Genomic DNA, 13906 nt, shown 5'->3' with positions numbered 1-13906 from the left:
GCTTGTCCGGTCACCGGCCCGCCCGGCATGATCGACCCCGGCCCGAGTCCCGCCCCCTCTGCCCACGGAGCACCCAGACCATGACCTTCGCCGCCACGCCGCGCTCCCGCAGCGAGGACCGCCGGATCAGCCCGGTGTTCTGGGTGCTCCTCGCCATACTCGGCACCTCCGGCTGGGCGGTGTACTCGGGCTACGGCAACACCTCGTTCGGGGTGTTCCTGTTCGTGGTCGCGGGCTGGATGGTCTCGCTCTGCCTGCACGAGTACGCGCACGCCCGCACCGCGCTGCACGGCGGCGACATCACCGTCGGCGCCAAGGGCTACCTGACGCTCAACCCGCTGAAGTACGCCAACGTGCTGCTCAGCTTCGTCCTGCCGATCGTCTTCGTGATCCTCGGCGGCATCGGCCTGCCCGGCGGCTCGGTGTGGATCGAGCGGCACCGGATCCAGGGCCGGCTCAAGCACAGCCTGATCTCGGCGGCCGGTCCGCTGGTGAACCTGCTGTTCGCGGCCGTGCTGCTGGTCCCGATCGGCGCGGGCTGGCTGGACGACCCGACGGTGCACGCGTTCTGGCAGGGCTACGAGCTGACCATCTCGCCGTTCTCCGGCGCGCTCGGCTTCCTCGGCTTCCTCCAGCTCAGCGCGGCCGTGCTGAACCTGCTGCCGGTGCCCGGCCTGGACGGCTACGGCATCGTCGAGCCCTGGCTGTCGTACAAGACCCGGCGCGCGGTCGAGCCGTTCGCGCCGTACGGGATGCTCGCGGTGTTCGCGCTGCTGTGGCAGCCCTCGGTGAACTCGTTCTTCTTCGGGATCGTCCACGGCCTGATGAACCTGTTCGGCGTGGACCAGGACTACGCGACGCTCGGCCGGTACCTGTTCAGCTTCTGGAAGAACTGAGGGCTAGCGTGCCCCGCCGGCCCCGCTAGCCCTGCTCGGCGGCCGTGGCGGCGGCCTCGGCGATCTTCGCCCGGCGGCGGTTCAGCCACAGCACGTTGCTGGCCACGCCCGCCAGCGGCAGCCAGATCAGGCCCAGCCACAGGCCCTGGGTCAGCGAGAAGACGGCGGCCGCCAGCGCGAGGACGACGACGATCAGGGCGAGCAGGGACGTGCGGGGCATGGCGGGAGGCTCCTAGGACGGGTACGGCCGATGGAACGGGTGCGGCCGGGCCGGGTCGCGGCCGGCACCCATTGTCGCCGACCTCACCTCCGGAGCGGGTCCAGGGGTGAGGTCGACACGGCTCCCCGAGGTCACACGTCGGTGATCCGCAGGCCCGCGTGGGCCTTGTAGCGGCGGTTGACCGAGATCAGGTTGGCGACCAGCGCCTCGACCTGGTGGGCGTTGCGCAGCCGGCCGGCGTAGATGCCGCGCATGCCGGGGATCCGGGCGGCCAGGGCGCGCACGATGTCGGTGGCGTCCCGGTCCTCCCCGAGCACCATGACGTCGGTGTCGATCGCCTCCACCGACTCGTCCTGCAGCAGCACCGCCGAGAGGTGGTGGAACGCGGCGGTGACCCGGGAGTCCGGCAGCAGGGCGGCGGCCTGCTCGGCGGCGCTGCCCTCCTCGGGCTTCAGCGCGTACGCGCCCTGCTTGTCGAAGCCGAGCGGGTTGACGCAGTCGACGACGATCTTGCCGACGAGTTCCTCGCGCAGCGCGGTCAGCGTGGCGGCGTGACCGTCCCACGGGACCGCGATGATCACCACGTCGCTCTCCCGGGCGACGGTGGCGTTGTCGGTGCCGCGCACGCCGAGGCCCAGCTCGGCGGCCGAGGCCTCGGCCCGGGCGGCGTCGCGGGAGCCGATGATCACCTGCTGGCCGGCCTTGGCCAGCCGCAGGGCCAGGCCCCGCCCCTGGTCGCCGGTGCCGCCGAGGACGCCGACCACCAGCTGCGAGACGTCCGGCAGGTCGTGGGCCGGGTTTGTCGCTGAATCGAGGGAAGTCATGGGCCGATCCTGCCAAACCCCGGGCCCGACGCGACATTCTGGCCCGCATGGACGCGGTGAGAGTTTCGGCACTCCGGGAACGGCTGGCGGGCACGGGATGGTGGGAGGCGGTCGGCGGCTTCGCCGGGTCGCTGCGGCGCTCGGTGGAGCGGCGCGGGTCTGACGGGCTGCTGCTGGTCGGCACCGAGGCGTACGAGCCCTGGCACCTGGCCGCGCACCTGGCGGACGAGGCCGCCTGGTCGGCCGTCCCCCGGCTGGCCCCCACCCTGCTGCGGCACCGCCCGGCGCCCGGCGCCCCGGGCCATCTGGCCCACGGCCTGCGACGCCTGACCGAGGCCGGGCGCGGCGCCACCGTCCTGGTGGTCGCCCCGGACGCGGCCGGCGCCCCCCTGCTGGAGCGGGTGCAGGACGCCCGGCGGCACGGCGCGACCGTCCTCGCCCTGGACGGCGCCGCCCCCAGCGCCCCGGGTGACCTCGCCGAACTCGCCGAACTCGCCCATGAGCGCCTGTCCGTCGGCACCGCCGCCGAGGAGCCCTTCGACCTCGCCCAACACCTGGTCAGCGCCGCCGCCGGCGCCCCCGGCACCGTACGCCGCTCCCGCCTCACCCGCCTCGCCACCCTCGCCGCCCGCCTGGCGTCCCCGCCCCCGATCACCCGCTGGTAGGCCGGTCCGCGCCCGTCCGGCCCCGGACGCCGGACACCGGAGGCCGCGTCACCCCGCGTCGTAGACCGTGGACCGGTGGCCGACGTGGACGACCCACACCACCAACTGTCCGTTGTCGATCGTGTAGATGATCCGGTAGTCGCCCACGCGCAGGCGTCTGCGGTCGGGCTGCGACACGAGCGCGGTGGTGTGGAAGCCGAGCGGATCGCTCTCCAGCTCGGTCAACTTGGCCAGGATGCGAAGGGCCGTGTCCCGGGGGATCTTCCGGAGTTCGTCCCGGGCCTCCGGCCGGAAGACGGTGCGGTACTCACTCACTGCGGGCCAGTGTCTCCCTCATGACGTCCTCGATGGGGATGCCCGGCGAGGGATCGGCCATGCGCTCGTCGATGATCCGGTTGATCTCGCGCTCTTCCCACTCCTGGTACTTCCGGAGGACCTCGATCGACACGACGGCGGCGACCTGCTTCCCCCGGCGCGTGATCACGGTGGGGACGTCGTCCCGATCGGCCCGCTCGACGACCTCGGCCAAGTGCGCGCGGACATCGCGGATCGACTCTATGGGCAGTGGCTGCGTCATGCGCTCAAGCGTACCTCCGGTACCAGGTGTACACACCGTACCGGCGCGAAAACCCTTTGCGGAGGCGGACGGGCGCGGCCGAGGATGACGGTTCGTGAACGTCGACGAACCCCCGCATCCCCCCGCGCCCGGCCGGATCCGGGCGGTGCTGCGCGCGCTGACGCCGGACCTGGCACCTTGGCGGGCGTCGCGGGACTTCCGGTACCTCTGGACGTCAGGCTGCGTGACCAGTTTCGGCAGCTTCCTGACCCTGGTCGCCGTGCCGATGCAGATCAAGGAGCTCACCGGCTCCTCCTTCGCGGTCGGGCTGATCGGCGCCGTCGAACTCGTTCCGCTGATCGTCTTCGGCCTGTGGGGCGGCGCCCTCGCCGACGCCCTGGACCGCCGGAAGCTGGTGCTGCGGGCGGAGGCCGCACTGGGCCTGCTGGCCGGGCTGCTGCTGCTCAACGCCCTGCTGCCGCACCCGCTGCTCTGGCCGGTCTACGTGGTAGCCGCGCTGGTCGCGGCGGCCGACGGGCTGCAGCGCCCGGCCCTGGACTCGCTCACCCCGCGGATCGTCCCGCACCAGCACCTGACCGCCGCCTTCGCCCTCAAGTCCCTGTACCACAACGCCGCTTCGGTGGCCGGGCCGGCGCTGGCCGGCGTGGTGGTGGCCTTCGCCGGGGTGCAGACCGCGTACGCGCTGGACGTGCTCACCTTCGCCGTGTCGCTGCTGCTGCTCGCCAGGATCCGGGCGGTCCCGCCCGCCACCGGGGCCGAGCGGCCGTCAGTCCGGGCGGTGCTCACCGGTGTCCGGTACGCGTGGAGCCGCAAGGACCTGCTCGGCACCTACGCGATCGACCTCTGCGCCATGCTGTTCGCCTACCCCGTGGCCGTCTTCCCCTTCCTAGCCTCGGACTTGGGCGCGGACTGGGCGCTCGGCCCGATGTACGCGGCCTCCGCGCTCGGCGCCCTGCTGGTCGGGGCGACCAGCGGCTGGACGTCCCGGATCCACCGGCACGGTCGGCTGCTGCTGGCCGCCGCCGTCGGCTGGGGCGCGGCGATGGCGCTGGCCGGACTGTCCGGGAGCATCTGGCTGGTGCTGTTCGGACTGGCGCTCGCCGGTGGCGCCGACGAGATCAGCGGGCTGGCCCGCTCGACCATGTGGAACCAGTCCATCCCGGACGACGTCCGCGGCCGGATGGCCGGCGTCGAGCTGCTGAGCTACTCCGTCGGCCCGCAGCTCGGACAGGTCCGGGCGGGCACCATGGCCGGGCTGGTCGGGGTGCGGGCCGCCGTCTGGACCGGCGGTGTCGCCTGCGTGCTGGCCGTCCTGGCGGTCGCCACCGCGTTGCCCCGGCTGCTCGCCTACGACGACCGCACCGACCCGAACGCCGCCGCCGTCCGCGCCGGGCACGAGCGGGCCGCCGAGGCCGCCAGGGCCGCCGAAGCAGCCGGGACAGCCGAATCCGCGGGTGCGGCACCGGCGTTGTGACAGACTGCCCGGCATGAACGCCGGGGGCTGGAAGCAGTGGACCGCCGTGCTGGTCGTGGTGACGGCGGCGCTGGTCGGCGCGCTGGGCTGGGCGCTGTCGCACGCCGGCGACGGCGTGGCCGACCGGGCCCGCCCCACGACCGGCAGCACGGCCGGCGCCACGACGGGCGCCACGGCGGCGGCCCCGCCCAAACCGCCGGCGCCGGACGTCGCCGCACTGGCCGCCTCCGCCGAGGTGACCGCGGCCGACCAGGCCCTCACCGCCGAGATCGACCGCCGGCTGGCCGCGCTGCTGCCGGCCCTCTCCGGCGCCCAGGTGATCGGCGAGGGCGTCCAGGACGGCTGCGGCGTGGACCCGGCCCCGTCCGACGGCTCCGGGGCGCGCTGGACGGCGCCGACCTGCCGCCGACAGGTCGTCAAGTACCTCGCGGTGAGCGGGAGTCCGGCCGAGGCCAGGGCACGCTGGGAGCCGGCGATGACCGCCCAGGGCGCCCAGGGCGCCGACACCAACGCCTCACCCCGTCCGGGCGAGGGGCTCTGGTACGGCTTCCCGCGCGGCGACGGCGACCACGACCTGCTCGGCGTGACCCTGGCCTTCGACGACCGGAAGGATCCGAGCGCCCCCGCCGCCCCGGGCGCGGGCCCGCCCCGGGCGCTCCCCGCGCCGAACGCGGCCGCCACGGTCTGGGCCGACCGCGGCTCCCGGCCCGCGGTGCCGGCGGAGCAGGCCGCCGCCCAGGCGGCCGCGGGCGGGCGGCGACTGGTCGTGCTGAGCGTGGACGAGGAGTACTTCACCGGTCCCGAGCCGCGTTGACGCCCCCGGGCAGCCCCCGGACGACGTCCCGTGGCCCGGGGGCTACTCGGTGGGGTCCCTCGGCTCGTCCTTCCACCGCGGGTCGTTCTGCCACTCCCGGTTGCGCTCGTCCGCGATCTGCAGCGCCTGGGCCGCCTCCTCGGGGCTGCCGTACGGGCCCAGGCGGTCCTTCGCCGGGCACTCCGGGCCCTCCTCGACCTTGGCGTGCTTGATGCAGTAGAACCACTCGCCGGGCTTCCCGGTCGGCGTGCGGTGGAATCCGAGGGGCATGGCGTCCTCCCGTTCGGTCGGATGAGTCGTACCGATCATTCCCCGGCCCGTCCGGCTCCGCACACCGCCCGTCCGCGCGGAGCCCGGCGACTAGACTCGCGGCCATGGCTCTCGTACCCGGCATCCAGTCCCCCACCCGCAAGGTCCCGGCGCACATCGCGCGCCCCGAGTACGTCGGGCGGCCCGCCCCGACGCCGTACACCGGGCCCGAGGTGCAGACCGCCGAGACGATCGAGAAGATGCGGATCGCGGGCGGGATCGCCGCCCGGGCGATGGAGGAGGCGGCCAAGCTGATCGCCCCCGGCGTCACCACGGACGCGCTGGACGCCGTCGCCCACGAGTACATGTGCGACCACGGCGCCTACCCGTCCGACCTCGGCTACCGGGGCTTCCCCAAGTCCGTCTGCACCTCGATCAACGAGGTGATCTGCCACGGCATCCCGGACTCGACCGTGCTGCAGGACGGCGACATCGTCAACATCGACGCCACCGCGTACATCCACGGGGTGCACGGCGACCTCAACGCCACCTACCTCGTCGGCGACGTGGACGAGGAGTCCCGGCTGCTGGTCGAGCGCACCCGGGAATCCCTCAACCGGGCGATCAAGGCGGTCAAGCCGGGCCGGCAGATCAACGTCATCGGGCGGGTCATCGAGTCCTACGCCAAGCGCTTCGACTACGGCGTGGTGCGGGACTTCACCGGGCACGGCATCAACACGTCGTTCCACTCCGGCCTGATCATCCCGCACTACGACAGCGAGCGGGCCACCGAGGTCATGAAGCCCGGCATGACCTTCACCATCGAGCCGATGCTGACCCTGGGGACGTACGACTACGAGATCTGGGAGGACGGCTGGACGGTCGTCACCAAGGACCGCAAGCGCACCGCCCAGTTCGAGCACACCCTGGTGGTCACGGCGGACGGCGCGGAGATCCTCACCCTCCCGTGAAGCCGTGAACCCGTGACGCCGTGGCCGTGAACCCGTGACGCCTTGACGATCAGGGGCGTCGTCAGCCGATGAGCCACTGTTCCTCGGCGACGGCGCCGACCTCGGTGCAGGCGTCGGTCAGCACGTCCAGGACGCGCAGCGGGTCCGGCAGCGGCTGCTCGGGCCCGCGCAGCCAGCGCACCCGGGAGCCGTCCGGCAGGGCGGCCGGCGGGAGCAGGGTGTAGGAGCCGCGGCAGTGCCAGCGCAGGCCGGGGTGCTCGGACATGGTGTCCGGGGTGGAGTCGAGCGCGCTCGGCCACCACTCGTCCTCGTCCTGCGGGGTGCCCCGGGTGGCGGTGAAGAACAGGTAGCGGTCCTCGCCGACGGCGGCGACCGGGCCCACGACGCCCAGCGCGGTGAGCCGCTCCAGCGCCAGCCGGCCGGCCTCGGCCGGGACGTCCAGCACGTCGTGCACCCGGCCGGTGGCGGTGATGAAGTTGGCCCGCGGGTCGCGGGCGAGCCAGCGGGTGAGCTGCTCGGGGTCGGTGGTGGCCTGGGTCTGCCAGGCGAAGGAGACCGGGTGCTGGGCCGGGGCCGGACAGGCCACCCGGTCACAGGAACAGCGGTGGCCGGTCGGATGGGCGGCCGGCGCGAGCGGGAAGCCTGCGTTCACCGCGCCGAGCAGCTGGTCCAGCCCTTCGGCCGGGCCGTCCGCACCCCCCGCACGGGCCCGCTGACGCTCTCGTTTCTGCCACCAGGTCGTCCACCTGCCGCCGGCTTCCATCGGGCCCCTTCCGCGCAACTGCCGTGCCTGGTGCGACACAGCGTTCGACGTTCCACTCCGACGCAACGCGCGGCGCGCCCGGCTGCTTCCCGGGGTGCTCGGCCCTGCCGTCCGCGCCCTGCCGACCGCGTCCCGGGGTCACCGGACGGCCGACGCCCGGGTCACGGTACGCAGTCGCGGCAGCACGCTGTCCGCGCCGGAGCGGCCGGAGGGCGCGCGGATCCGCGCCCCGCCCGGCCCGTACGGGGCCCGCTGACCCGGGTGAACCCCGAGGGCGTACAGGAAAGGATAGGGGTGCGCGGGCCCTGCGGATGACCGGGGGCGGTGCCTCTCCGGTCACACTCCCGAGCGCACCCCGGGCACATTCCCGGCACTCGGCCCTCACCGGGCCTCCCGCTCCCCTTCCCACCCGGGCGTTCCCGGCCCCCCGGGAGACGCCCGGAGCGGATGCGCGGAGGTGAGACCCTGGAGGAATGAAGAGCGCGGACACCGAATTCGTCGGCGGACCCCTGGACGGGACGGTCCTGCCGATCCCGCTGGGGCCGATGCTGGGCGTGCCCAAGACGTACAAGGTCCCGGTCCCCGCGCACGGCGACGCCGCCGCGCGCACACTGGTGTACGTCCGGGCCAAGCAGGTACGGGGCCTGAGTTGGTTCTGGCGCTACGAGTACGACGAGGCGGCCACCGCCAAGGCCTCCGGCTGACGGCGTCCCGCCGACGGCCTCCGGCCGGCCGGGCCGCCCGCTCCCCATCGCCTTCCCGGGAGGTCGGCATGGCCAGGACGGTACGGCACCCGAGGAGCCGGTCCGACTCCGTCGCGCACCACAACCGCCAGGTCGCCTGGGTCACCGGGGTGCTGCTGCTGGTGGTGAGCCTCTACACCGTGACGATCGGGCCCGACGGCTGGCTGTGGCTCGGCTGGGCGGTGCTGCTGCTGGTCTGCGTGGGCCTGTTCGTGGTCCGACCGTGAGCGGCGGCACCGCCCGCCGTGCTTCTCCCCCCGCGCCGGTCAGTCATCCTCGGCGAGGATCAGGTACAGCTTCTTGCGGGCCTCGGTCAGCACGGCCAGGCCCTTGGCGCGCTGCGCCTCGGTACCGGTGGCCATGACCTGACGGATCGCCTGGTCGACCGCGGCGAGCGCCTGGCCCACCTCCTGGACGGCCTCCCAGTCGACCTCCCGGCCCGCCTCCGCCCACGGCTCCGCCGGCCCGGCCTCGGCCTCGGCCCGGCCCGCCTCTGTGAGCGAGACCAGCCGCTTGCCGCCGACCTCCTCCGCGACGATCAGGCCCTCCTCCTCCAGCAGCTGGAGGTTGGGGTAGATCGAGCCCGGGCTGGGCCGCCAGGCCCCGCCGGTCCGCTCGGTGATCTCGGCGATCATCTCGTAGCCGTGCATCGGCCGCTCCTTGAGCAGGGCCAGCAGCGAGGCGCGGACGTCACCGCGCCTGGCCCGGCCGCCACGTCGTCCGTGCGGCCCGCCGCGCCGGCCGCCGTGCCCGCCGAAGCCGTGCCCGAACGGGCCGCCCATCGGCCGGCCGGGACCGCCGCCGCCGAACGGCGGACCGAACCCGCCGAACGCCGCCCGGCTCTCGAAGCCCTCCCCGGGCATGCCCCGGAACTCCGGCCCCGGCCCGCGGCGCCGACCGCCGCCCGGGACCTCTCCACGAAATCGCTTTCCTGAGCGCATGACGCTCACCTCCTGGTTCGCCGAAACAGTCGAGTTACTGTCTCGATAGTTCGACGATATATCGGTGACTGTCGCTCGTCAACGGTCGGCCGATAGCCCGCCGACTGATCCGCGAGACACGCGCAGGGCCCGGGCCCGCCCACCGCCCAGCCGCTACGGTGGCGGGCATGGCCGGAGAACGAGATCTTGCGACGCTGCTGCGCGGGATGCGCCCGCTGCTCAACCCGGGGCGGTACGTCTACTGCACCCTCCCCGCGAAGGTGCCCGCCGGCATGCGGCCGGTGGTGACCGTCGCCGAACCCGAGGGGGTCACGGTGGTGGTCCCCCAGGAGGAGGCGGACGCGCTCGGGCTCCGCTACAGGTACGTGGCGGCCTGGATCACCCTGCGGATCCACTCGGCGCTGGAGGCCGTCGGGCTGACCGCCGCCGTGGCCGGGCGCCTGGCCGAGGACGGAATCAGCTGCAACGTCGTGGCCGGCTTCCACCACGACCACCTGTTCGTCGCCGCCGACGACGCCGAACGCGCCGTCCGCGCCCTGGAGGAGCTCTCCGAGCGCTCGGCCTGACGCGGCGGACCGGGGCGGCGGACCACCTCGGTCCGCCGCCCCGGTCCGCCGCCCCGGTCCGCCCGACAGTCCCGCCGGGTGGCCGCCTCCGACCGGGCCTTCGACACTGGGGAGTGAGCCGCCCCGCCGGGCGCGGCCCCAGCGGAAGGAGACGGCCGCCATGGCCATCTGCGTCACCTGCGGCAACGACTACTGGCTGGCCTTCGAGATCAAGACGGTCACCGGCGACACCTACACCTTCGACAGCTTCGAGTGCGCGATGGAGAAGCTCGCGCCGCGCTGCGAGCAGTGCAACGTCCGGATCGTGGGCCACGGCGTCGAGGTGGCCGGCATGTTCTTCTGCTGCGCCAACTGCGCCCGCGTCAACGGCGGCCTCGGCGAGCAGATCCGCGACGCCGTCGGCGCGCATCCCGCGTAGTCGCGGGGAAGCCCCCGCCGTCGCGGGGCGTCCCGCCCGGTCGCGGACGGGGAGGGGGCGGAAGAGTCGGCCTGTACGCCGGGTTCTGTCTCCCGGGTTGCTCGCGCGGCCCGGGGAGGCGGCCATCCATCTAGGGCTGCCGTTGCCGACAGCCTCGTGCGGTCCACCCGCGGACTCGGGCGAGCAGCCTTCAATCGTCCGCGCACGGCGCCCGAGGGCGCCGATCTTGACCTTGCTCCAGGTGGGGTTTACCTAGCCGGCCGGGTCACCCCGGTCGCTGGTGGTCTCTTACACCACCGTTTCACCCTTACCCACCCCGAAAAGCGGTGGGCGGTCTGTTTTCTGTGGCACTGTCCCGCGGGTCACCCCGGGTGGGCGTTACCCACCACCCTGCTCTGTGGAGCCCGGACGTTCCTCGGCGGGTCCGCAGACCCGTCGCGACCGCCCGGCCGGCTCTTCCGCCGTAGTGGTCATCGTAGCCGCTCGGGCGGTGCCTCCCGTACACCGGACCGGACGGCCGGCGGCTCGCCGCCGAGGCGGGCGGCCACCCGCGCGGCCGTCGCGCTCGCCCAGGCCGTGGTGGTGACCAGGCCGAGCAGGACGATCGCGCCGCCGAGAGCGACCAGGATCCACCAGCCGGCGCGGCTGGCCGGGGCGAAGCCGCCGGCCACCGGGCCGACCACGGCCGAGGTGACGACCGTGCCGATCACCGCGACGCCCAGCGACTGGCCGACCTGACGGCTGGTCGAGGCGACCGCGGCCGCCACGCCCGCCTGGGCGCGCGGCATGCCGGAGACGGCGGCGTTGGTGATCGGCGCGTTCACCATGCCGAAGCCGAAGCCGAACAGCGCGTACGCGCCCAGCAGCAGCGCCGGCGGGGAGTCGGCGGCGAGCCGGGTGAGCAGCAGCCCGCTCGCGGCCAGCCCGAGGCCGGCCGCGACCAGTGGCAGGCGCGGCCCGCGGCTGCCGACGATCCGTCCGGACAGCGGCGCGCAGACCAGCATCATCCCGGCCATCGGCAGCGTCCACAGGCCCGCCTCGACCGGGCCGTAGTGCCGGACGTCCTGCAGGTAGAGGGTGTTGAGGAAGAGGAAGCCGCCGAGTGCGGCGAAGGCGCAGACCGCGGTCACGGTCGCCCCGGTGAACGGCGCGCTGGCGAAGAACCGCGGGTCCACCAGCGGCTCGGCCACCCGGCGCTCCCAGAGCGGGAAGGCGAGCAGCGCGGCCACCGCGGCCGAGGCGAGCGCCAGGATCAGCGGGGAGGTCCAGCCGTGGCCCGGGCCTTCGATGATCGCGGCGGTGCCGCAGCCCAGCAGCACGACCATCAGCACCTGCCCCACCGGGTCCAGCCGGCGCGGCCGCGGCGAGCGGGACTCCGGGACGTAGCGGGCCGTCAGCGCGATGGCCGCCAGCGCGACCGGGACGTTGATCAGGAAGATCGACGGCCAGCCCGCGCCGTCCACCAGGAAGCCGCCGAGCAGCGGGCCGAGTGCCATCGAGATGCCGACCACACCGCCCCAGACGCCGATCGCCTGCGCCCGCTCGCGCGGATCGGTGAAGGTGTTGGTGATGATCGACATCGCCACCGGGTTGAGCATCGACCCGCCCACCGCCTGCAGCGCCCGGAACGCCACGAGCCACTCCAGGCTCGGCGCCAGGCTGCACAGCAGCGAGCCGAGCGCGAAGCAGACCAGTCCGGTCTGGAACACCTTGCGGCGGCCGAACCGGTCGGCCACCGAGCCGAACAGCATCAGCAACGAGGCCAGCACCAGGGTGTAGGCGTCGATGATCCACTGCAGCCCTGAGGCCGGGGCGCGCAGGTCCCGCTGGATCGCGGGCAGGGCGATGTTCACCACGGTGTTGTCGAGACCGACGATGAACAGGCTCAGACAGCAGATCGCCAGCACGAGCAGCCGGCGGCGCCGCCCGGTCGCGGGCTCGGACACGGCGGGGAGGGACAGGGCTTCGGACACGGACCGATCCTCCCATCACGGCGCGCGGGCGGGGAGAGGGGCGGACCGTACGGGTGGCGACCGGTCGGCGGGCGGGCGGCGCGGCCGTGCGTGGCGCGGAGGCGGGCGGTCGGCGCGGCCGTGGGTGGCGCGGAGGCGGGCGGTCGGGCGCGGATCAGACGGCGGCGAAGCGGACCGTCCGGGTGGCCGGGTCGGCCTTCGTCAGCCGGACGTCGATCACCTGGCCGAGCGGCAGTCGGCCGACGGCCGCGCCATCCGCGGCGCCGCCCGTCCCCCCGGCCGTCCCGCCCCCGGCGTCGCAGCGTGCCCGGACCGCCGGGTCGCGCAGCTGGACGGTGCCGGAGGCGGGCCGCTTCTCGTCCACGTCGATGACCACGGCGGAGAAGTCCTCGCCCTCCCGGCCCGCCAGCAGCTCCGCCTCCACCAGGTCCACGCAGGCGCGCTCGACCTCGCCGGCCCGGCGGTCCCCGCTCGCCATCAGCGCCGGCAGCTCCGGCAGCGCCTCGCGCGCCCAGTCCGGCACGTCCTCCCCCGCCGCCACCGCCGCGCACACCTCCTGCGCGAAGCGGTCGCCGAGCCGGCGCAGCGGCGCGGTGCAGTGCGCGTACGGGGCGGCGAGCGCGGCGTGGTCCGGCGCGGCGGGCGCCGCCAGGCCGCGGGACTCGTCGAAGGCGTGGTACCCGGCGCCGCGCAGCAGGCCCGTGCAGGCGTTGAGGAAGGCCGCGTTCAGCGGCACGTCCGGGTCCAGCGAGCGGATCAGCTCCGGGTACGGGAGCGCCTGCGGCCAGTCGACGTCCAGCGCGACGGCGATCCGGCGCAGCCGCTCGTAGGCACCGGCCGGCGCGGCGGGCAGGGTGCGCAGCAGGCCGACGCCGGCGTCCAGCATCAGCTCGGCCGCGGCCATCCCGGTGAGCAGCGAGATCTGGGCGTTCCAGCCGTCGGCGGGGCCGGGCGCGCGGAAGCCGAGGACGTACCCGTGCAGGGTCTCCTCGACCTCCTGCTCGGGCACCGGCAGGCTGATCCCGCCCCTGGCGCGCTCCTGCTCCTCGCGCAGCCGGCCGACGGTGGCGAGCAGGGCGAGCTGCTCGTCGGCGCCGCCGAGGTCCACCGCGCGCTCGACGGCGGCGTAGTCCAGGCGGCGGTGCGAGCGGACCAGGGCGCGGCGCAGGTCGGCGAGGACCACGGCGCCGTCGGCGTCCAGGTCCAGCTGCCAGAGCAGGGCGGGCCGGGGCTCGCCCGGCAGCAGGCTGGCGGCGTCCTCGGAGATCCGGGCCGGGTGCAGCGGGATCCGGTGGTCCGGGAAGTACAGGGTCTCGACCCGGCGGCGCGCCTCGGCGTCGATCGCACCGCCCGGGCGGACGAAGGCGGCGACGTCGGCGATCGCGTAGAACACCCGGTAGCCGCCGCCGGCGCGGTGGGCGAGGTGCATGGCTTGGTCGAGGTCGCGCGAGCCGGGCGGGTCGACCGTGAACAGCGGCAGGTCGGTGGCGTCGTACTCGGGCAGCCGGGGGCGCTCGGCCGCCTCCTCCGCCTCGGCCAGCACCGCCTCCGGCCACTCGGTGTGGATCTCCAGGCGGGCGCGGAGTTCGGTCAGCTCGGTGTTGATCCGGGCCGAGTCGGCGGCCTTGACGTGCAGTTTTCGGCGAGGCATGGAGGCAGCGTAGGGCGAATCGGGTGATTCCGGACGGAGGCTCGGCGTGCCGCCCCGGATCGGCGCGGATCGGTACGGATCAGGGCGGATCAGTGCGGATGGGGACGGATCGGCGGCGACCGCGCGCCGCCCGGCGGGGGCGGGGAGGTCGGGCGCTCCCG

The 13906-nt window shown here is 74.5% G+C and carries 18 protein-coding genes and 1 other RNA gene; 9 read left to right on the top strand and 10 right to left on the bottom strand.

Annotation, left to right across the window (positions count from 1 at the left end):
- Positions 1-80 precede the first annotated feature (80 nt).
- On the top strand, positions 81-896 hold the full coding sequence (locus ACZ6Y7_RS16940) for a site-2 protease family protein (protein WP_465758647.1): 816 nt from the start codon (positions 81-83) through the stop codon (positions 894-896).
- Positions 897-921: 25 nt separating this feature from the next.
- Here the strand turns inward: ACZ6Y7_RS16940 and ACZ6Y7_RS16935 are convergent, their stop codons facing one another.
- Both ACZ6Y7_RS16935 and npdG read right to left on the bottom strand, forming a co-directional pair.
- Complete coding sequence (locus ACZ6Y7_RS16935; RefSeq protein WP_465758646.1) at positions 922-1116, bottom strand: hypothetical protein; 195 nt, start codon at positions 1114-1116, stop codon at positions 922-924.
- 131 nt (positions 1117-1247) lie between these two features.
- Complete coding sequence (gene npdG, locus ACZ6Y7_RS16930; protein WP_465758645.1) at positions 1248-1940, bottom strand: NADPH-dependent F420 reductase; 693 nt, start codon at positions 1938-1940, stop codon at positions 1248-1250.
- 47 nt (positions 1941-1987) lie between these two features.
- Here npdG and ACZ6Y7_RS16925 point away from each other — a divergent pair, with 47 nt between their 5' ends.
- Positions 1988-2605: a hypothetical protein gene (locus ACZ6Y7_RS16925; protein ID WP_465758644.1), complete on the top strand. Its 618-nt coding sequence runs from the start codon at positions 1988-1990 to the stop codon at positions 2603-2605.
- A 48-nt stretch (positions 2606-2653) separates the two neighbouring features.
- Here ACZ6Y7_RS16925 and ACZ6Y7_RS16920 read toward each other — a convergent pair whose 3' ends face one another.
- Complete coding sequence (locus ACZ6Y7_RS16920) at positions 2654-2920, bottom strand: type II toxin-antitoxin system RelE family toxin (RefSeq protein ID WP_465758643.1); 267 nt, start codon at positions 2918-2920, stop codon at positions 2654-2656.
- Positions 2913-3182: a type II toxin-antitoxin system Phd/YefM family antitoxin gene (locus ACZ6Y7_RS16915; protein WP_465758642.1), complete on the bottom strand. Its 270-nt coding sequence runs from the start codon at positions 3180-3182 to the stop codon at positions 2913-2915. The genes ACZ6Y7_RS16920 and ACZ6Y7_RS16915 overlap by 8 nt, the downstream gene beginning before the upstream one ends.
- Before the next feature lie 136 nt (positions 3183-3318).
- Here ACZ6Y7_RS16915 and ACZ6Y7_RS16910 point away from each other — a divergent pair, with 136 nt between their 5' ends.
- Positions 3319-4656, top strand: a complete 1338-nt coding sequence (locus tag ACZ6Y7_RS16910) for an MFS transporter (RefSeq protein ID WP_465758792.1) — start codon at positions 3319-3321, stop codon at positions 4654-4656.
- A gap of 13 nt (positions 4657-4669) precedes the next feature.
- Positions 4670-5470 carry a hypothetical protein gene (locus tag ACZ6Y7_RS16905; RefSeq protein WP_465758641.1) on the top strand — a complete coding sequence of 267 codons (801 nt, stop codon included), beginning with the start codon at positions 4670-4672 and terminating at the stop codon, positions 5468-5470.
- 42 nt (positions 5471-5512) lie between these two features.
- Here ACZ6Y7_RS16905 and ACZ6Y7_RS16900 read toward each other — a convergent pair whose 3' ends face one another.
- Positions 5513-5740 (bottom strand): hypothetical protein, encoded by a 228-nt coding sequence (locus tag ACZ6Y7_RS16900; RefSeq protein ID WP_465758640.1) that lies wholly within the window; start codon positions 5738-5740, stop codon positions 5513-5515.
- 104 nt (positions 5741-5844) lie between these two features.
- On the opposite strand from ACZ6Y7_RS16900, the gene map reads away from it, so the two are divergent.
- Positions 5845-6690 (top strand): type I methionyl aminopeptidase, encoded by an 846-nt coding sequence (gene map, locus ACZ6Y7_RS16895; RefSeq protein ID WP_465758639.1) that lies wholly within the window; start codon positions 5845-5847, stop codon positions 6688-6690.
- A 61-nt stretch (positions 6691-6751) separates the two neighbouring features.
- On the opposite strand, the gene ACZ6Y7_RS16890 is transcribed toward map, so the two are convergent.
- Complete coding sequence (locus ACZ6Y7_RS16890; RefSeq protein ID WP_465758638.1) at positions 6752-7453, bottom strand: bifunctional DNA primase/polymerase; 702 nt, start codon at positions 7451-7453, stop codon at positions 6752-6754.
- 473 nt (positions 7454-7926) lie between these two features.
- Here ACZ6Y7_RS16890 and ACZ6Y7_RS16885 point away from each other — a divergent pair, with 473 nt between their 5' ends.
- Both ACZ6Y7_RS16885 and ACZ6Y7_RS16880 read left to right on the top strand, forming a co-directional pair.
- A complete protein-coding gene (locus ACZ6Y7_RS16885) occupies positions 7927-8157 on the top strand; it encodes a hypothetical protein (protein WP_465758637.1) in 231 nt (76 codons plus the stop codon).
- A 68-nt stretch (positions 8158-8225) separates the two neighbouring features.
- Entirely contained in the window at positions 8226-8423 is a 198-nt protein-coding gene (locus ACZ6Y7_RS16880) for a hypothetical protein (RefSeq protein ID WP_465758636.1), read from the top strand.
- A 39-nt stretch (positions 8424-8462) separates the two neighbouring features.
- Here the strand turns inward: ACZ6Y7_RS16880 and ACZ6Y7_RS16875 are convergent, their stop codons facing one another.
- Entirely contained in the window at positions 8463-9137 is a 675-nt protein-coding gene (locus ACZ6Y7_RS16875) for a PadR family transcriptional regulator (protein WP_465758635.1), read from the bottom strand.
- Positions 9138-9304: 167 nt separating this feature from the next.
- On the opposite strand from ACZ6Y7_RS16875, the gene ACZ6Y7_RS16870 reads away from it, so the two are divergent.
- Positions 9305-9703, top strand: coding sequence for an ACT domain-containing protein (locus tag ACZ6Y7_RS16870; protein ID WP_465758634.1), 399 nt, complete (start codon positions 9305-9307; stop codon positions 9701-9703).
- Positions 9704-9863: 160 nt separating this feature from the next.
- The gene (locus tag ACZ6Y7_RS16865; protein WP_030056921.1) at positions 9864-10121 is read left to right on the top strand and encodes a hypothetical protein; all 258 of its coding nucleotides are present in this window, start codon (positions 9864-9866) and stop codon (positions 10119-10121) included.
- 58 nt (positions 10122-10179) lie between these two features.
- Here the strand turns inward: ACZ6Y7_RS16865 and rnpB are convergent.
- From rnpB to ACZ6Y7_RS16850, 3 genes are all read right to left on the bottom strand, one after another.
- Positions 10180-10578, bottom strand: an RNA gene (gene rnpB / locus ACZ6Y7_RS16860) — RNase P RNA component class A.
- Positions 10579-10591: 13 nt separating this feature from the next.
- A complete protein-coding gene (locus ACZ6Y7_RS16855; protein ID WP_465758633.1) occupies positions 10592-12094 on the bottom strand; it encodes an MFS transporter in 1503 nt (500 codons plus the stop codon).
- Positions 12095-12248: 154 nt separating this feature from the next.
- On the bottom strand, positions 12249-13745 hold the full coding sequence (locus ACZ6Y7_RS16850) for an RNB domain-containing ribonuclease (protein WP_465758632.1): 1497 nt from the start codon (positions 13743-13745) through the stop codon (positions 12249-12251).
- Positions 13746-13906 lie beyond the last annotated feature (161 nt).

The sequence above is a fragment of the Kitasatospora sp. NPDC053308 genome (assembly GCF_055585785.1).
This window is presented reverse-complemented; position numbering and strand designations above follow the sequence as displayed.